An 18,482-nucleotide genomic window follows, 5' to 3' on the forward strand; every position below is an offset into this window, starting at 1 on the left:
CGCCCCGAGGCACTGCCTCAGGGCGCTGCCCGTGGAGCGGCGGCCACGGGGTACTGCCGTTGTCCGCCGCTCCACGGTCCCCCCTCGGTTCCCCCACCCCTAGGGTGTATCCAGCCGCCCCCGCCTATTCACCCGACCGGGCAGGCGCTCGGAGTGAACCGGGGGAGCGGAAGGGGGCGCTTTCCTCCCACGCCCTGTCCCGCTGATCATCACGCCCCTACCGTCGAATCGAGGGCACGTGTGTACGGGCGGGGAGGCAGGGCCATGGCGGAGCGGAGCGGCGAGGCACCGCGCACCAGCGTCTTCGGCCGCACCCGGTCGGTCTTCGGCGATCTGACCGGACTGCACGGCCCCCGGGCCACCGCCTCCGCTTCCACGGAACCGCCGGCCACCCGCACGGCCGCCCGCACCGAGACCCTCGTCCAGATCCGCGACCTGGCCGGACGCCCGCGCGGTGTCGGTTTCCTCGCCGATCACGACGGCACGCTCCTCACCAGCCACGAGGCCGTCGACGGGCTCGCCCGGCTGGTGCTGCACGCCGCGCCGGACCGTACGTGCGTGGTCGACGGCGCTGCCGTGACGCCGCTGCCCGCGCACGACCTGGCGCTGGTCCGCACCGAGGGCCTCGGCGTGGCACCGCTGCCGCTGACCGTCCGGGACCGCATCGAGGCCGGCAGCTACGTCCGGCTCGCCGCCGGCTGCTGGCGCGAGGCGCGGGTGCTGGCCGCCACCCAGGTGACGTACACCGCCACCGACCGCTTCCACCTCATCGAGGACGCCCTCGAGCTGGCCATCGGCACGGCGGGCCAGGACGCGCTCCGGCTCGGCGGCGGGGCCGCCGGGGGACCGGTGCTCGACGCGCGCACCGGCGCCGTCCTCGGCGTCCTCGGCACCGCCCTGCACACCGACCGGCGCGACACCGGCTTCGCGGTGCCCCTGCGCCCGGCCAAGGGCCCGCTGGCCGAGCTGCTCGCCCGCAACGCGGCCACGGTGCCCGCGTACGGCGCCGACCTCAACCTGGCCGGCCTCCTGGAGCTGACCGCGACCTCGGTGGGCCAGGACGGCCCGCCCGACGGCCCCGTGGAGCCGGTCGAACGCGCGCAGGCCGTACGGGAGTTGACCGCCTTCACCGCAGGGCACCGAAGGGCGCTCGGCCTCGTCGGCGCTCCGGGCAGCGGCCGTACGACCGAGCTCGCGGCCCTCGCCGCCCGCCGGCACCGGGCCGAGCGGCCCGCCCCCACCCTGTGGCTGCGCGGCGCCGACCTGCGGGACGGCGACGCCTCCGTGGCCGACGCCGCCCGGCGCACGCTGCTCCGAGCCGCCCGCATCATCGCCGCCACCCGCTCCGTGCACCCCGCCGACCTCGGCGATCTCACCCCCGAGCGCGTGGCCCGCCTCGCCGACCGGGCCGGCCGCCCGCTGCTGCTTCTGCTCGACGGTGCCGAGGAGATGCCGCCGGCGCTCGACCAGCGGCTGCCCGAGTGGACCAGGGCAACCGCGGAGTGGCTGCGGGAGACCGGGGCCCGGCTGGTGGTGGCCTGCCGGGAGGAGTACTGGGAGCGGGCCGGCGCCGGGTTCCGCACCCCGGAGGACGGGGCCGCCGCGCCCTGCGTACGGCTGGACGACTTCACCCCGGAGGAGGCTTGCCGGGCCCGTGCCGCCCACGGCATCCCCGACGGCGCCCTCACCGGCCGCGACGCCCGGCACCCGCTCACCCTGCGCCTGCTCGGCGAGGTCCGCACCGCCCTCCAGGACGACGCCCCGCCCACCGGTCCCGTCGACCGGCACGAGGTCTTCGCCGCCCATCTCGACCTGATGTGCCTGCGCGTCGCGGTCCGCCTGGCCGCCGAGAACGGGCTGCGCGGTACGGCCGTACGACGGCTCGCGGCACGCGTGGCCGGACAGGTGCACGAGGCCGCGCGGCGCAGCCTCGGCCCCGGGCAGGGGGAGCTGGACCGGGAGTCCTTCGAGGCGGTGTTCCCCTGGGGTCCGGCCCCGGCCCGCCTCGGCGGCGGTTCCGGCTGGGCCTCCGCCGTCCTCGCCGAGGGCCTGCTGGTCCCTGCGGGCTCCGGCTACCGCTTCGCGCACGAGGAACTGGCCGACTGGATCCAGGGCATGCACCTCGACCTGGACGAGGCCCTGGACGCCCTCGTCCACCGCCCCCGCACCGCCCGGGAATCCGAGCCGCTCCCCGTCCCGCACCACCGCGCGGGCCCGGTCGTCCAGTCCCTGCTCCTCCTCGCCCGCCAGCAAGGCCCCCTCGAACTCTCCCTGCGCCTGCGCGAGTTGGTGGACGCCCTGGACCTGGACACCACCTCCTGGTGGGCCGCCCACCTCGTCACCGCGACCCTTCTCGAGGTCCCGGACGCGACGCCGTACACCGAGGTCCTGCGCCTCCTCGCCGCCCACATCGTCACCTGGCGCCGCGACCAGCGGCCCGTACCGGCCGAACTCTGCCCCGCCTTCTGGCTGTCCCTCCCGGTCCCGCAGACCGACCGCTTCGCCCTGCTCCAGGAACTGGTCCTGGCGGACGGCGCACCCCAGGAGACGTCCGGGACCGGAGACCGCAGGGGGATCACCGGACGCACGGCGCGGGGCGAGCGCGCGGCCTGGGGCGACGCGGGTTCCTCCGGACCCGCGGCAGCGGACGGATTCGCTGAGGACCAGTGCCGATCCGGCTCGGCCGACGACGCGGACCGGACTTCCGGAGCACCGTTTGCCCGGGGCGACGAGGGCACGGCCCCAGGTGCCCCCGGTGACGTCGTTGCGGGCGTGGGCGTGACCCCGGGTGATTCCGTCGGGCTTGGTGGGGGTGCGGGTGCGGCCCGGGGCGGCTCTGGTGCGTGGGCGGGTGCGGCCCGGGGCGGCTCTGGTGCGTGGGCGGGTGCGGCCCCGGGCGACTCCGTCGGGCTTGGTGGGGGTGCGGCCTCGGTCGGCCCTGCCGCCGATGCGGGCGCGGCCTCGGTCCGCGCTCTCCCTCCCGCCGTGACGGCCGCGAGCGGTGAGCGGTATCTGGACGCCGTGGCGCGGTTGCTCGCCGCCGAGCCCGGGGTCGTACAGCCGCGGCTCGTCCAGTGGTTCGACGACGAGCGGCCGTTGCCCGCGACCCCCGACGCCACCGTGGCGACCGCCGCGCAGGCGCTGCTGCACACGCATCGGCACGGGGCGCTGGACGATCTCACCGAGGTGCTCGTGCAGAGCGCGCACCCGAGGGCCGACGAACTGCTGGCCGTGCTCGCCGAGGACGAGCCGTCGGCCGTGTGCCGGGCCGTGGACCGCTGGGCGCACGACGAGCGGCCCGCACGCCGGGTGGCCGCCGTGGCGTTCGGCCTGCGCGCCGCTCCCCACGTCCGCTCGGCGGCCGACCGCGAGCTGCTGCGCTACGCCGCCCTCGCCCTGCTCGCCCGCCCCGCAGACTGCACCCTGCACGGCGGCGCCCTCGCCCTCCTCGTCCGGGACCCGCAGACCCGGGACCGGTATCTCACCGAGGCCCTGCGCCACTTCTCCGCCGGCGACCCGCGGTTCCCGCCCGCGGCCCTCGTCCCGGCGCTGACCACCCACCCCGATCCGGTCCTGGACGCCTTCCGCGCCCGCCTCCTCGCCGGCGGCCCGGACGCCGGCGAGGCGCTGCGCACGCTCGCCGGTGTCACCGGCCCGGCCCTCGCCTGCCGCATCGCCGCCCTCGTACGGGAGGCGGTGGGGCTACGGCCGGACACCGCCGGTCACGTGGCCGCGTACGTCGACCGCCGCCTCGACCAGGGCCCCGCCGCCCGTTCCGTACTCCGCCCCCTCGTCACCGGCCTCCTCGACGGCGGCCCGGAACCGGTCCGCGCGGCCCTGGCAACGGTCCTCGCGACCCCCGGCGCCCCCGCGTCCCGCCCCCTGCGCCGCGAACTGCTGGACTTCCTGCTCACCCACGAACAGGACCCGGCCGTCCTCGACGCGGTCCTGCGCGCGGCGGCGCAGCAGGCAGACGACCCGGAGGCGGAACAGAAGACGGCAGCCGACGCCGCAGACCGGGAGGCGGAACTCCACGACCTGGTCCGCCGCACCGGCCTCCTCCTCGTCCGCACTCCCGAGGGAGCCACCCGCTTCGACTGGGGCCTGGTCGACCTGGCCCGCCACGTGCCCGGCTTCGCCGCCCGGGTGTCCCGCTGGCTGAGCGAGAACCCGGGGGAGTGGGCGGCCGTGGTGGGCCCCAGCGCCCGCCGCATGATCGAGAATCTGGCGGGAGCCCGCGTACCCGCCTGAGCCGGCCGGCTCCAGGAGACGTGCGCCCGGTCACAGCCTCCATGCCGATGCGGGGCCGGGGCACCCGGCATGGCACCCTTAGACCTGCACAAGAGGTCAACGGTAGACACGGACACGGGTTCGAGGAGCGGTCACAGTGCAGCGCTGGCGTGGCTTGGAGGACATCCCCCAGGACTGGGGGCGCAGCGTCGTCACCATCGGTTCCTACGACGGCGTCCACCGCGGCCACCAGCTGATCATCAAGCACGCCGTGGACCGCGCCCGCGAGCTGGGCGTACCGGCCGTCGTCGTCACCTTCGACCCGCACCCCAGCGAGGTCGTCCGCCCCGGCAGCCACCCGCCCCTGCTCGCGCCGCATCACCGCCGCGCCGAGCTGATGGCCGGTCTGGGCGTCGACGCGGTCCTCGTCCTCCCCTTCACGACCGAGTTCTCGAAGCTGTCGCCGGCCGAGTTCGTCGTCAAGGTGCTGGTGGACAAGCTGCACGCCAAGGCGGTCGTCGAGGGCCCGAACTTCCGCTTCGGCCACAAGGCGGCCGGCAACGTGGAGTTCCTCGCCGAGCAGGGCAAGATCTACGACTTCGAGGTCGAGGTCGTCGACCTGTACGTCACCGGCGAGGCAGGCGGCGGCGAGCCGTTCTCCTCGACGCTGACCCGCCGCCTGGTGGGCGAGGGAGACGTGGCCGGGGCGCGCGAGATCCTGGGCCGCCCGCACCGGGTGGAGGGCGTGGTCGTCCGCGGGGCCCAGCGCGGCCGCGAGATGGGCTTCCCGACGGCCAACGTCGAGACGCTCCCGCACACCGCGATCCCCGCCGACGGCGTCTACGCCGGCTATCTGCACGCGCAGGGCGAGGCGATGCCGGCGGCGATCTCGGTGGGCACCAACCCCCAGTTCGACGGCACCGAGCGCACGGTGGAGGCGTACGCCATCGACCGCGTCGGCCTCGACCTGTACGGCCTGCACGTCGCCGTGGACTTCCTGGCCTTCGTACGCGGCCAGGCGAAGTTCGAGACGCTCGAGGCGCTGCTGGAGCAGATCGCCGAGGACGTGAAGCGGTGCCGCGAGATCGTGGCGGCGGAGGAGTAGGTCCCTCCCTTCTGCCCCCCCGGGTACGACACGCAAGGGCGGCCGGTGCTCCTCGCACCGGCCGCCCTCGCGTGTGCTGCCTGCCGTCCTACTGCTGCGGCGGAGCCTGCGGAGGCTGCGCCGGCGGCTGTCCCTGCGGCTGCTCCTGGGGAGCCTGCGGGGGCTGGGCCGGGGGCTGCCCGAACTGCGGATAACCGGGCTGCGGCGGATAGGGCTGCTGCGCCTGCTGCGCCTGCGGGGACTGCTGCGGCTGCTGACCGGGAACGCCCTGCGGGTAGGGCTGTCCCGGCTGCTGCGGCGGATGGGGCTGCTGCTGCCCCTGGCCGTACAACGGCTGTCCCGGACCTTGCTGCGGGTACGGCTGTCCCGGAGCCTGCTGCGGATACGGCTGCCCCGGACCCTGCTGCGGATACGGCTGACCCGGCATGGGCTGACCCGGCATGGGCTGACCCGGCATCTGCCGGCCCGGCATCGGCGGGGCGGCGACCGGGGGCGGGTTGCCGTCGCTGGTCCACAGCCCGTGCGACTGCTGGTGCCGTACGAAGTCCTCGGCGACCATGGCCGCGAGGTTGAAGTACGCCTCCCGCACCTTCGGCCGCATCATGTCGAGGTCGACCTCGGCACCGGCGGCCAGATGCTCGTCGAACGGCACCACGATCACCCCGCGGCAGCGGGTCTCGAAGTGGGACACGATGTCCTCGACCTTGATCATCTTGCCGGTCTCGCGGACCCCGGAGATCACCGTGATCGACCGGGAGACGAGGTCGGCGTACCCGTGCGCGGACAGCCAGTCCAGCGTCGTGCTGGCGCTGCTCGCGCCGTCGACCGACGGCGTGGAGATGATGATGAGCTGGTCGGCGAGGTCGAGCACCCCGCGCATGGCGCTGTACAGAAGACCCGTGCCCGAGTCGGTGAGGATGACCGGGTACTGCCGGCCCAGCACGTCGATGGCGCGCCGGTAGTCCTCGTCGTTGAACGTGGTCGAGACGGCGGGGTCCACGTCGTTGGCGATGATCTCCAGACCGGAGGGAGCCTGGGAGGTGAACCGCCGGATGTCCATGTAGGAGTTGAGGTACGGGATCGCCTGGACGAGGTCACGGATGGTGGCCCCGGTCTCCCGGCGCACGCGGCGCCCGAGGGTGCCGGCGTCCGGGTTCGCGTCGATGGCGAGGATCTTGTCCTGCCGCTCGGAGGCGAGGGTCGAGCCGAGGGCGGTGGTGGTGGTCGTCTTGCCGACACCGCCCTTGAGGCTGATGACCGCGATCCGGTAGCACGACAGCACCGGCGTGCGGATCAGCTCCAGCTTCCGCTGTCGCTCGGCCTCTTCCTTCTTCCCGCCCAGCTTGAACCGGGACGCGGCGGCGGCGGGCCGGCCGCTCTTCGCCTTCTGCTTCTTGTTGTTGAGCAGCCGGTCCGAGGACAGCTCCACGGCCGCGGTGTAACCGAGCGGCGCGGCGCCCGGGTTGGTGGGCTGCCGCTGGTCGTGCTGTATGGGCTGCGGCCAGGCGGCACCGGCCCGCGGATCGACGGCCGCCGGCGGCGCCTGCCCTTCCGGCCCACCCTCGGCGACGGGCGGCTGCCCCGGCTGGGGGAAGCCGTAGCCGCCGGGCTGGGGGACGGGGGCGGCCGGGGCGTTCGGCGGGAAGCCGTAGCCGCCGGGCTGGGGGACGGGGGCGCCCTGGTTGCTGGGTGGGAAGCCGTAACCACTGGGCGGCGTCGGGCCGTTGGGGCCCGCCTGCTGCTCCGGCTGCGGGAAGCCGTAGCCGCCGGGCTGCGGGACGGGAGCGCCCTGGTTGGTGGGCGGGAAGCCGTAGCCGCCGGGCTGCGGGACGGGAGCGCCCTGGTTGTTCGGCGGGAAGCCGTAACCACTGTGCGGCATCGGGCCGTTGGGCTGAGGCTGCGGTACCTGCGGGGCGGCAGGCATGGGCTGCCCCGCCGCCGGTCCCGGCACACCGGGCGCTCCCGGAGCCTGGCCCGGGCCGGTCTGGCCGGTCTGGCCCTGCTGCCCGGGAGCCCCGGTCTGGTTCTGGTTCCACGCGGCAGGCGCGGGCTGCGGCGCCTGCGGCTGGAACGGCGGCTGCTGCCCGGGCACGCCCCCGGGCCCCTGCACAGCGGCCGGCTGCGGCTGCCCGGGCATCGGCCCCGGCTGCTGCGGCGCCCCCTGCGCGGGCCACTGGGCCGCCGGGGCGGGGGCGGCGGGATGGTACGACGGGGGCAGCGGCGGCACCCCGTTGTGCGGCGCGGGCGGGGGAGTCCAGGCGGGCGGCGCCGCGTCCTGGCCGCCGGCCGGCGTGCTCGGTGCCGCACCGTCCCCGGACGTGCCGTCCTGCGCGCCGGCACCCGTGGGCTCCGGCGTGCCGCCGGCACCGCCCTGGGTGTCGGCACCCTCCTGCACGGCGACCGCGCCCTCCGCGGCGCTGTCGCCCTCGCTCTCCGTCTCCTCGGCGCCGTCCGCCGCCTCAGCGGCCCGGACCTCGCCCTCGTTCCCGCTTTCGGCGGCTTCGGAGGACAGCGCCGCACCGGCGCCGGTGCCCTCATTCTCCGCGGGCCCGGCCTCCCCGGAGCCGTCCGCCGGGGACTCCTCCGGCTCACCGGCGACGCTGTCCTCACCGGCGACGCCGTCCTCACCGGCCGCATGCGCGGCCTCTGCGGAACCGGAATCTTCGCTCCCGGACCCGGCGTCCTTCTCACCCTCGCCCTCGGCTGTGCGTGCCGCGATCTCGGCCATCTCGCGCTTGAGGGCGACGGCGGAGAACCGCATGGTCGCCCCGCTCTCCAGGTCCCCGTTGTCCGACTCCGGCACCGGCGCGGCCGCGGCGGACGGAGCCGGTGCCCCCTGCTGGGACGGCTCGGCCGGCGACTGCTGCTGCGGCTCGAAGCCCTCGGGCAGCCCGGGCACCGGAACCGGGTTCCCGGCCGGCGGCGCGGGCGGAGCGAACGGCGCACCGGCGCCCGCAGCCGGAGCCGGTGGAGCGTAGGGAGCCCCCGTGGCGGGAGCCGGCGAGCCGAACGGCGTGCCCTGAGCGGGAGTCGGGGGAGCGGGCGGCGGCGGGGTGAACGGAGCCCCCGGTGCGGCCGTACCGGCGGCCGGCGTCGCCTGCGGCGGCGGGGTGGGCCCCGGAGCGGGCGCTCCCGGCGAGAACGGCGGGAACGGCGAGACGCCGGCGGCCCCCGGACCCCCGGGCGCGCCGGTGCCGCTGGGGTCAGCGGCACCACTCGTACCGTCGGCGCCGGACGCGACCGACGACCCGGCCGCCGCACCCGAACCCCCCGACGTCCCGTTCGCGTTCTGCGTGTACCAGGCGGGCGGGGCGTAGTCGATGGTGAACTCGCCGGTGGTCTCGATGGCCGACTCCGCGTCGGGCTGGTCATCGCCGGGTGTGGCCCAGCCCCCGCGGATCCCGTCCCGATCGCTGCTCACAGTTCCTCCTGGTGTGGTCGAGCACCCTCATGCCGTGCCGGGGCGACCATGTCGTGTCGTTCACGTCGTCCGTGGTCGTTCGAGGCAGTCCGATCCCGGCCCTCCCCCTGGACGACGACGCCTGGTCCACGGGCATTGGCATCGCGCCCACTCCCAGCCTAATCACCACGAGGCACACCCCGGCAGGCCCGCCCGCCTCTCGACACACGCCCATGGACACAACACACGACCGAAGCCTGCACAAAACACGTCCGAGCACCGAGCGAGCACCGAACAAACAGGACAGGACAGGTCAGTTCAGTCCATGCGGCGAGGCGTACCCAACAATCCGATCTCGGCGTCGGTGGGTTGGGTCATCACATACTGCCGGTCACGGTCCGTGCACCACAGGGTCACGCCGTCGGGCAGCGCGGGCAACGACTCCACCTCGGCCCGGGACAGCCCCATCGTGCGCCCCAGTTCGGCGGCCTCGTCCGGCGAGACCCGCTGGATGCCGGCGAGCCGCGCCTGCCGCAGCAGCCGGGGCGCGACCGGGCTGAGATACGGCAGCAGGGTCAGCACGGACTGCCAGGGCCCGGAGACCGTGCGCCCGCGCGGCGGCCGCATACCGCAGTCCCGCACCACCAGCACGGGCGTACCGGCCGACGCGCCCTGCGGGGGCACCCGGCCCACCTCGTACACGGCGAGCCCGTTCTGGCCGCCGCCCATGGCGTGCACCATCTGTATCCAGGCCTGCGGCCGGCCGGTCTCCACGGCGACCCGCGCCCCCGTGGCCGCCGTCCGCAGCGCCAGCACCTGCGCCGTCCACAGGCCGCCGATCAGCACGACGTCGTACGGCGTGGGCCGGTTGATGCCCAGCACGGCGGGCTGGCCCTCGGCGTCCACCCCGGCCACCACACCGTCGTCCCCGATGGGCAGGGCGAGGGCGTCCAGGTGCGGCACGGCCAGCCCGTGCCGTCCGTGCCGGGGGCCGATCAGCCCGAGCCCGTTCCGCAGCCGCTCACCGGCCCGCCGCAGCCGGGAGGAGCCGGCCGGACTCTGCGCAGCCGAAGCGGGCGTCGTCGACGTGGTCGTCACCGCGCACCTCCCAGGGGTAGCGTGGCCAGCATGCCGGGCAACTGCTCGCGGTCGAGCCGAGCGAGCCCGGCCCCGGCCTGGCGTGCCGCGCCCTCCAACGCGCGCCGGGCGGCCACGAGTTCGTCGTCACTGCGGCCGGTCACCCGCAGATGCCCGCACAGCGACACCTCGTGCCGCTCACCGCGCGCGAGGGTGAGACTGAAGGTGGTGGCCAGTGCCGGTACGGCCGTGACCCGGGCGACGAACTGCGGCAGCGACTCGCCGCGGCCGCCGCCCAGGGGAGGCCAGCGCCGTACCCAGTACGTCGTGTGCCGCCGGTTGTCGCACCGCCAGCTGCGCCCGGACTCCTCCGTACGCCGCTCGCGCGTCTCGCTGCGCCCCGCCTCGGCCGTCACCAGCGGGTTGGCGCAGGCGGAGGTGGCGAGCGCGGCGATCAGCTCCTCCTCGTCGAGCACGCGGGCACGGAAACCGGCGCCGGTCAGCCGGCTCGCGAGATGGTCCGCCGCCCGTACGACGCACTTCTGCGCCCCGGTCAGCCCGCCCCCGCGCGCGGCCACGGCCTCCGTGCACAGCTCGGGATCGAGCTTCAGCGCTATCCAGGTGATGCGCACCGCCGGAGCGCCCGTCTGCTCCTGCAGCGGCACGTAGTTGGCGACGGCCACGGACTGCTGCGGCAGATGCAGCGCGGGCGCCGGCTGCGTGTGCAGCACGATCTGCGCCGACTCCAGCCGGATGCCGTCCACCTCGAGCGCGTCGCGCACCAGCCCCAGCGGCAGCGGCTGCCGGCTCCGCTCGGCCCGCAGCGCGGTCGCGTCGGCCTCCACCTGCAGCAGCGCCGTCACAAAGGTCCCGTCCCCGACGATCCCGACCGGCCGTCGGTCCCGCGCGCCGTACGAATAGGTCCGCAACGCGGGCTCGCACTCCAGCGCGGGCACCAGAGCCGGCTCCGTACCCGGAGGTATCGGAGTGTTCGCCGCGCGACGCCGGCGCGCCTTCAACTCACGTGCCGTACCGAGCCATTCGGGAAGCGTGCGCCCCCGGCGTCGTACGAAGGCCACCAGGAGCAGGGCGACGGCGAGGACCGCGGCCGGTGCCAGGGCGAGCGGCCCGACGGCCCATCCGACGAGCAGCACGGCGGCCGCGATTTCCACCAGCACGAGCCGTTGCAGACGGAACGAACCGGCCTGGCCCGGCCGGGGCCGGAGGCCGAAAGCGACCGGCTGCTGCGGCGCGGCGCGCCGATCGGACGCCCCGCGCGGCGCCGGCGCCGGTGCCTCCGCCCGGCCTCGCGCCGCCGACCGGCCGCGCGAACGGGTCCGCGTCCCGGAAGCCATCACTCCATCCCCCCGATTTGCTCACAACTCGCTGGAACCAGGCGCCTGCACACGACCCTGGAGGGCCCAGGTACCCTACCCGCTCCACAGGACTTGCCCCGTACCAGGCATAGTAGGGGCCGGGTCCGACAACGGAGGGCGGGGGAGCAGGTTCCCCGGGGCGCGCTCCGCGTGAGACACGGGGAGAAACGGGCACAGATGGCATCTCGGCGGGACCAACTCAACGCCTACACCTTCGCGAAGCGCCGCATGCTCGCGTCGTTCGTCCAGTCGTCACCGAATGCCTCCGACGAGGGAGCGCCCCGGCCGCTGCGCGCCGTCCTGCCGGGCGCGATCGTCGGCGTGGTCGTCCTCGCGGCCTTCGGCGCCTGGGGCATGTTCAAGCCGACCGCGCCGCAGGGCTGGGACGCCCCCGGGCAGAAGGTGATCATCGCCAGCAAGTCGACCACGCGGTACGTGGTGCTCGAGACCGAGGGCAAGATCCAGCTCCACCCGGTGCTCAACATGGCGTCCGCGAAGCTCGTCCTGAACACCCAGAGCGACGTCGACGTCGTCACCGTCGACGAGTCGATCCTCGACAACGGCAAGATCCCGCACGGTGTCACGATCGGCATCCCCTACGCGCCCGACCGGCTGCCCTCCAGCAAGGAGGCGGGCCAGGCCAAGCAGTGGGCCGTCTGCGAGCGCCCCAGCGGCAGCGGCAGCACCATCCAGAAAGCGGCGTTCGTCCTGGCCCAGCGCGACCAGGACAAGCTCAAGGACTCCCACGAGAAGCTGCACGGCGGCCAACTCCTCTATGTCGTCACGCAGGAGAAGAAGCAGTACGTCGTCGACGCGCAGGGCCGGGCCTACCCGGTGGACGGCAACGACAGCCTGCTGCTGCAGACCCTCGTCGGCGCGGACCGCAAGCCGCAGCAGGTGACCCGGGAGTGGATCGACACCCTGCACCCCGGCGACCCGATCAGCATCCCCTCGATCACCGGCGTCCCGGGCGCCGCGGCGCACGCCCCCGGCCAGCTCGACGCACGGGCGAACCGCGTCGGCATGGTGCTCAGGGCCCCCATCAACAACAAGGAGCAGTACTTCGTCGTGCTGCCCGGCCGGGTGGCGCCGGTCTCCTCCTTCGTCGCCCATCTGCTCCTGGTCAGCAAGGACCTGGTGAAGCTCGGTCAGGCCGGCCATCCCCAGGAGGTCAGCGCGGGCGCCTTCGAACGCAGCGCTCCGTTCGCCGCCCAGTACCGGTGGCCCACGGAGCAGCCCAGCGCCGTCAACGACGCCTCCACCGCCGGTGGCAGCCGCAACACCATCTGCAACGTGCTGCTCCACGTCGACTCCGGCAACGGCACGACGACCCTGAGCACCTGGGCGGGCACCGCCTTCCCGGAGGTCCTGCCCACCGGCTCCTCCAGCGCCTACGTCACCGCCGGCTCCGGACAGCTCTACCGCCAGTTCCAGGGCACGGAGACCAAGGCCGGCCCGGTCTTCCTGGTCACCGACACCGGCCTGCGCTACGCCCTGCAGTCCAACGACGACAGCGCCACCGACGACAAGGGCGTCGGCGTCACGGACAAGCAGCGCAAGCAGCTGCAGCAGGAGGCGAAACTCGCGCAGACCCGCCTCGGCTACGCCGACGTGGCTCCCGCGCCGATCCCCGTCGCCTGGTCGAAGTTCCTGCCGACCGGCCCCCGCCTGTCGACCGCGGCGGCACGCCAGCCGCAGGGCTCGTGAGAGGGATGCCGATGCCCTCGACACTGCGCACCCGCACCACCCTGGCGACGGCCCTGGCCACGACGGCCACCCTGCTGGCGGCCCCGGTGGCCGCCGCGGACTCCGGGTCCGACCAGTGCACGTTCTCCAGGACCAACCACAAGTACGCCGGCACGCCCTGGGCCCTGCAGCGCGTCAACCTCGACGAGCTGTGGAGCCAGTCGAAGGGCAAGAACGTCCGGGTAGCCGTCATCGACACCGGTGTCGACACCACCAACCCGCAGCTCACCCACGCGGTGGACGCCGCGCAGGGCGCCAACTTCCTGCCCAAGAAGGACGGCAAGGGCCAGCCCATCGACCGCGGAAAGGCCAACGGCACGACGGACACCGTGGGCCACGGCACGCGCGTGGCCGGCATCATCGCCGCCCGCCCCGAGAACGGCACCGGCTTCGTCGGCCTGGCCCCCGAGGCCACCATCATCCCGATCAAGCAGAACGACGCGGAGGGCCACGGCACGGCAGTCACCCTCGCCCAGGCGATCCGGTACGCCATCAAGGTCAAGGCCCAGGTCATCAACATCTCCCAGGACACCGCCAACGCGGTGGCCCCGGCGGTCGACCTGCAGCGCGCGGTCGACGAGGCCCTGGCGGCCAACATCGTGGTGGTCGCCTCGGCCGGCAACGACGGCCTGGGCGGCAACCGCAAGAAGACGTACCCCGCCTCCTACCCCGGCGTCCTCGCCGTGGCCGCCTCCGACCGCAACAACGAGCGAGCGGCCTTCTCCCAGTCCGGCGACTTCGTCGGCGTCGCCGCGCCCGGCGTCGACATGATCTCCACCGTCCCCAAGGGCGGCCACTGCTCCGACAACGGCACGAGCTTCTCGGCCCCCTACGTGGCCGCCGTGGCCGCGCTGATCAAGGCCAAGCACCCCAAGTGGACGCCCCCCGAGGTCGTCGCCCAGATCGAGCAGACGGCGGAGCGCTCCATCACCGGCCACGATCCCCTGGTCGGCTGGGGCGTGGTGGACCCGGTCCGCGCCGTCACGGAGGACGATCACCCGATCGAGTCACCCCACCCCGACGACGGCCTCACCCACGCGGAGGCCCCCACCCCGGCCAAACTCATCCTCGGAGAAACCCCACAGCAACGCACCGCCCGCATCGCCACCTACGTGGCGGTGGGCGCGGCGGTCCTGGTGGCAGCACTGGCCGGAGGAGCAGTAGCCCTCCGGGACGCCCGCAGGAGACGCCACGCGATGACACCGAACGCCTGACCCCGTGCACACCCTTTCTGCTCCTCCGCTCCCCAGGCCGCACGGGCGCAGCACACGACGCTCGACCCCTCGGCACGCGACCACGGCGACTACCGGCTTGGCGGCCCGGAACAGGACGGGACTCATGACCGTGTCAGGGGAACGCCATGGATGCCCGGGGCGGCACGTACTGCCGCGGCGCTGATACGGCCGACTTCCGGGGCGACCAGGCTCTGAGGTTCGCAGGACGAGATCACCTGCGTCCAGAGGGGCCAGCCGGGCGGGGGAGTGCTGAACACTGCTCCGGGGCCCGCCGTAGCGACCGCTCTCAGTCCGCTGGCGGTTTCTTGCCCCTCTGCGCCTGCTCCGCCCGCTCCGCGAAGGCATCGGCGAACCGTGTCAGGAATGCATCGCCCATGCCGACGCGTGGCCCGGATTCAGCCGTGCTCACCATGATGACGCTGCCGACCCGCACCTGGATCAGCAGCCCCTTCGACCCTTTCACCATCGCCGCGTTCAACCCGATCACGGCACGGCTCTCGTCACCGATCTTGCCGGTGCTCAGGAAACCTGACTCCGGAACCAGACGCTTCCATGCGTTCCACACGGCCCCGTATGCCGATTCCGCGGCATCGACATCCTGGTACGTCTGGACAGTGAACGAAATCTCCGGCTTCCCCTCCCTGTAGAAGGCCGAGGTACCGGTGAAGCGCACCTTCGCGCAGGAACCCTGCGTGGTCTCCCTGTCAGGACCCGGCCTTGCAGGGGTGCTGTGCCTCCAGCGATGCCGTGTACCCCTGAATGACCTTCTTCATGGCCGTCTCATCAGGGCGCGCGGGCTTCAGCACTTTGATGAGGGTGCTGATGTCCTCCTCCTGGACATCACGGCCTCGACACTTGATCAGCGACACGGCGGCATGATCGGCGTACGCAATCGAGTTGTTCTCCGCGGACTTCTGATCTTGAATCGAGAGTCGACCGCGCAGGATGTTCTTGGCAGAGTCGCCGGCGTCGATGCGCTCTCCGTCGGCTTCCAGCACCGTGTCAGCGCCGACCTTGACAGTGCACACTGCGGAGCCGTCGTCCAGACTTCCGCTGTGTTCAACAGTGAGACGCGTGCCCGAGGCCGGCAGGAGCTCAGAGAGCGCATCGACCGGGACGGAAACTCCACATAGAGCCTTCGGAACTGTGAACTCTCGTTTCGGCTCGTTCGAAGAGCAACCGGCTGCCGTCAGCATGACAGTGAGGAGTGACGCGCCACATAGGGCATACGTTGAGTTTCTCAATGCTTACTACTCTCCGATTTCCACTGGGCGCCGTCCGAGTGGCTGTGACCGGCCGAAGTGCGCGCCGCTCTCCTTAGATCTTCTGCGGTGTCGGGATCGATGGTGTTGTTGTTCAACAGCGCGTGGTCCACGGCCGCCTTGGCCGAATCCAGCGCTGCCTTACGGCCGTTGGTGTACTCTTCCCCGGCCTCCGTCTCGGCTTCGTTGGAGGTATCCTGCTCGATACTCTTCATGATGGACTCTTGGATGTCTTCCGAGGCCCATTCGAGAGGTGCGCCAGCAATGGGTACCCGTTCCCCGACCTTTTCCAGGCCCATGCCCAGGATGCGGTTCACCCACTTCTGTTTCTCAGCCGCTGCCTCGTTGAACTCCGTATCGGAAGCAGTGTGATACTGATAGATTGCATGAGCCCGCGCGTCGCTCATGATGCCGGCGATCGCGGAGCCGGGGGCAACAGCGTCACCTACTCGACCGTCCAGCGATGCCGTTGAATGACTCGAGCCATTGATAACATCATCCACGACGTTCGCCGTGTAAGCCTGTTGCGCGGTGGTGATGGCGGAATAGGCGTCTGGGTCCTGCCCCACTTCTCCCAGGAATCGCGCAACGTGGTTCGCATCAAGGCTGGCCGCTGCACCGAAAGTCGGGAAGAGGTCACTGCTTGAGTCCTCGTCATACATGGCTTGCTGGAAGTCACCCATGTATTCGGCGGTGATGTCCCCGAGGCTTCCCCGCAAGGCGTACAACGGGCCGGTCTCCTCGTCGTCCAGGTCACCGTTCTCGTTGTGGCGGATGAGTTCCGGATCGCCACCGAACTTGTCCACGATGTCGCTCACCAGTTGCGCCTGCGCCGTGGAATGCTTGATCGCGTCGGCGGTGGCGTCACTGTCGTACGGGCGGCCTGTCGTAGCCGACTCCAGGGCGTGGCCGAGGGCTTCGGGACCGAAGTTCAGGGCTGCCTTCGTCTTGTCCTCGTCGGCCAGGACATTCGCGGCGTTGGTGTCGACAGTCCACTCGAAGTCCTTGTCGGTGAACAGGTCGAGATACGAGTCGAAGCCCAGCTTGCCGTCCTTCTTGACGGTGCCGTCCTCGTTGTAGGCGGTCGGTGGCTGGGTGAAGAACTTCTCGGAAGCCTCCGGGCTGTGACCCAGCGCCTCCAGGACGCTGTTCAGCGGATCGTTGCCGGTGCCGAGCTTGCCGGACGGGTTGAATCCGTAGGTGTCAGGGTTGCCCGTCGGCTTGTTCGACAGGAAGAAGTATGGGTCCTTCTTGTGGAGCTGGGTGATGTGTTCCGCGATGGGGTTGATGAACCGGGAGTCGTAGTTGCCGTAGCGCAGCAGGCCGCCGAGTACCTGGTAGCCGTACGGCTTGTTCCACTGTCCCGGTTCCCACCCGATCTGCTGGGTACCGAGACGCCGGAAATCCGCACCCCAGCTGTCGGGCAGATGGTGCTTGTGGTCCGGGTCGGTCGCGTTGGCGAGCGTGTAACCCATGACCTTCTGCAGGTCCTGTACCGCGTCGAGCCGGGTCTTGGTCGCGTCGGCGCCGGTGCCGTCGATCGACATCTCGGCGTAGAACTGGAGCGTCTTCTCCGGTCCACCGAGGCCCTGGTAGAACTCGGTGGCGAACTCGCCATCTTTCTCACCGGAGTTGAAGCGCAGCAGCCGGTTGAGCTCACGCAGTTCCGCGTCCGACATCTTGTCGCCCTTGCGCGCGAGTTCCAGGGCGCGCTCGACCTCGGCGTCGTTCAGGGACTCGTACTTGCTGTGGCCCGCGTTGTACGGGTCGTTGCCATGGCTCTTGGCCAAGGTGCGAGCCACGGACGCATCGATCTCGGCAGCATGGGCGAGGATCTGATTGATCCGATCCTCCAACGCCTGCTTGTCGTCGAGCTGCTCCTGGGTGCGCTCGTCGCTGTCACCGCGAACGTGAGGGAAGAAGCAGCGGACCTTGCCACCGCCGATGTCCTCGACACGGACACCGAGCTTCGGGGCGTCGTCCTGGACTGCCGTCCTGATCTGCTTCTGCAGCGACTCGAGTTCGGTATGTCCGTCCTCGAGCACTTGGTAGATGCTGTTGGCCTCGGTGTGCAGATCGGCGATCTCCTTGGCCGTCTTGGTCACAAAGCCGCGCGTCACCGTGGCGTTGACGCCGGCCCACCGCGCGGAGTCCGACTTGGCCTGCATCCCCGTACGAGCGCTTTCCGCCGACTTCTTCAAGCCGTCGACGGCTTTCTTCCAGTCCGACACCGCAGTCGCGAGCTTGCCGAGATCGACCTCGACGAGGTCCGTGAAGGTGAGAGCCACCGGAGGTCCTCCTATTTGAAGTACTCGTCGAGCTGTGACACGGACACGGCTGAACCGTCGCGGCCACGGAGCACGGCACCGATCTTCGCGTCGTCCTCGGCGTGCCGCTTCTTGGTGTAGTCCAGGTGGTCGGAGATGTGCGCACATGCCTGCAGGACTGACTTGACCTGAGAGGTCCACACGTCGACGGTGGTTTCAAGGGCGCTGCCCGTCTGGAACCCGTGCGACTTCAGAGCGGCCGCAGCCTGCATCGTCGAACCGGTCGAGCCGTTCCCGGAGCCGGCGCCGGCGATGTCGGCCTGGCTCTTCACATCGTCGTAGAGGATGTTGGCATCGTGGCCCACGGCACCCAGATCGTCCTGATGTACCACCAGGTCCCCGGAGCCTCCGCCACCCGCGCCGTCCGCAGGCACGTGATTGAGGCGCATATGGGTCGACCCCTGCTCCGCCGCCTGTGCCTTGAGCTGCTCCCACTCGTCCCATGCCATGGAAGGACCCTTCCCCCGCGATGATCCGGTGTCGGGTCAAATTAGCAACCCACCCCAGGGCAAGACTGTGTCATGTCCGCTATGCGGGGGGTTGTCGATTGTGAAGATTCGCGGAAGGCGCTCTCTGCGTGGTAGACACCAGCCTTGGGCTGGCCGCACGGGCGTAAAGCAATGAGCGCCTCTCGACCTGTCCTATGCCCTGCTGCGCAAGCGAAGGCCCCGCCCACTGGAAGCGGGCGACTGATCGCCTTGATCAGGTTGCGCAACCTGGCGAG

11 protein-coding genes are annotated in these 18,482 nt (G+C 72.1%); 4 read left to right on the top strand and 7 right to left on the bottom strand.

The window, feature by feature from the left end:
- Positions 1–264: 264 nt before the first annotated feature.
- Both ACZ404_RS28170 and ACZ404_RS28175 read left to right on the top strand, forming a co-directional pair.
- The gene (locus ACZ404_RS28170; RefSeq protein ID WP_468444591.1) at positions 265–4,251 is read left to right on the top strand and encodes a serine protease; all 3,987 of its coding nucleotides are present in this window, start codon (positions 265–267) and stop codon (positions 4,249–4,251) included.
- Between the two features lie 136 nt (positions 4,252–4,387).
- Complete coding sequence (locus tag ACZ404_RS28175; protein WP_468444593.1) at positions 4,388–5,335, top strand: bifunctional riboflavin kinase/FAD synthetase; 948 nt, start codon at positions 4,388–4,390, stop codon at positions 5,333–5,335.
- An 88-nt stretch (positions 5,336–5,423) separates the two neighbouring features.
- On the opposite strand, the gene ACZ404_RS28180 is transcribed toward ACZ404_RS28175, so the two are convergent.
- The 3 genes from ACZ404_RS28180 to eccE all read right to left on the bottom strand — a co-directional run bounded on the left by ACZ404_RS28180 (position 5,424) and on the right by eccE (position 11,167).
- On the bottom strand, positions 5,424–8,756 hold the full coding sequence (locus ACZ404_RS28180; RefSeq protein ID WP_468444594.1) for an SCO5717 family growth-regulating ATPase: 3,333 nt from the start codon (positions 8,754–8,756) through the stop codon (positions 5,424–5,426).
- Positions 8,757–9,053: 297 nt separating this feature from the next.
- The gene (locus tag ACZ404_RS28185; RefSeq protein WP_468444596.1) at positions 9,054–9,833 is read right to left on the bottom strand and encodes a hypothetical protein; all 780 of its coding nucleotides are present in this window, start codon (positions 9,831–9,833) and stop codon (positions 9,054–9,056) included.
- Positions 9,830–11,167, bottom strand: a complete 1,338-nt coding sequence (eccE, locus tag ACZ404_RS28190; protein ID WP_468444598.1) for a type VII secretion protein EccE — start codon at positions 11,165–11,167, stop codon at positions 9,830–9,832. The genes ACZ404_RS28185 and eccE overlap by 4 nt, the downstream gene beginning before the upstream one ends.
- Before the next feature lie 198 nt (positions 11,168–11,365).
- Here eccE and eccB point away from each other — a divergent pair, with 198 nt between their 5' ends.
- Both eccB and mycP read left to right on the top strand, forming a co-directional pair.
- A complete protein-coding gene (gene eccB / locus ACZ404_RS28195) occupies positions 11,366–12,895 on the top strand; it encodes a type VII secretion protein EccB (RefSeq protein ID WP_468444600.1) in 1,530 nt (509 codons plus the stop codon).
- 11 nt (positions 12,896–12,906) lie between these two features.
- The gene (gene mycP, locus ACZ404_RS28200; RefSeq protein ID WP_468444602.1) at positions 12,907–14,148 is read left to right on the top strand and encodes a type VII secretion-associated serine protease mycosin; all 1,242 of its coding nucleotides are present in this window, start codon (positions 12,907–12,909) and stop codon (positions 14,146–14,148) included.
- A gap of 307 nt (positions 14,149–14,455) precedes the next feature.
- On the opposite strand, the gene ACZ404_RS28205 is transcribed toward mycP, so the two are convergent.
- From ACZ404_RS28205 to ACZ404_RS28220, 4 genes are read right to left on the bottom strand one after another with little or no spacing between them, the layout of a single operon-like run.
- On the bottom strand, positions 14,456–14,842 hold the full coding sequence (locus tag ACZ404_RS28205; RefSeq protein WP_468444604.1) for a hypothetical protein: 387 nt from the start codon (positions 14,840–14,842) through the stop codon (positions 14,456–14,458).
- Positions 14,843–14,873: 31 nt separating this feature from the next.
- Positions 14,874–15,365 carry a hypothetical protein gene (locus ACZ404_RS28210; RefSeq protein ID WP_468444606.1) on the bottom strand — a complete coding sequence of 164 codons (492 nt, stop codon included), beginning with the start codon at positions 15,363–15,365 and terminating at the stop codon, positions 14,874–14,876.
- Between the two features lie 44 nt (positions 15,366–15,409).
- The gene (locus tag ACZ404_RS28215; RefSeq protein WP_468444607.1) at positions 15,410–17,719 is read right to left on the bottom strand and encodes a hypothetical protein; all 2,310 of its coding nucleotides are present in this window, start codon (positions 17,717–17,719) and stop codon (positions 15,410–15,412) included.
- Between the two features lie 11 nt (positions 17,720–17,730).
- On the bottom strand, positions 17,731–18,207 hold the full coding sequence (locus ACZ404_RS28220; protein ID WP_468444609.1) for a hypothetical protein: 477 nt from the start codon (positions 18,205–18,207) through the stop codon (positions 17,731–17,733).
- Between the last annotated feature and the right edge of the window lie 275 nt (positions 18,208–18,482).

The sequence above is a fragment of the Streptomyces sp. NPDC030798 genome, assembly GCF_055572275.1.

Excerpts from the sequence above, each read along its gene's own strand:
- ACZ404_RS28220 (WP_468444609.1), bottom strand. The coding sequence starts at position 18,207 with ATGGCATGGGACGAGTGGGAGCAGCTCAAGGCACAGGCGGCGGAGCAG.
- eccE (WP_468444598.1), bottom strand. The coding sequence starts at position 11,167 with ATGGCTTCCGGGACGCGGACCCGTTCGCGCGGCCGGTCGGCGGCGCGA.
- ACZ404_RS28170 (WP_468444591.1), top strand. The coding sequence starts at position 265 with ATGGCGGAGCGGAGCGGCGAGGCACCGCGCACCAGCGTCTTCGGCCGC.
- eccB (WP_468444600.1), top strand. The coding sequence starts at position 11,366 with ATGGCATCTCGGCGGGACCAACTCAACGCCTACACCTTCGCGAAGCGC.
- ACZ404_RS28210 (WP_468444606.1), bottom strand. The coding sequence starts at position 15,365 with ATGCTGACGGCAGCCGGTTGCTCTTCGAACGAGCCGAAACGAGAGTTC.
- mycP (WP_468444602.1), top strand. The coding sequence starts at position 12,907 with ATGCCCTCGACACTGCGCACCCGCACCACCCTGGCGACGGCCCTGGCC.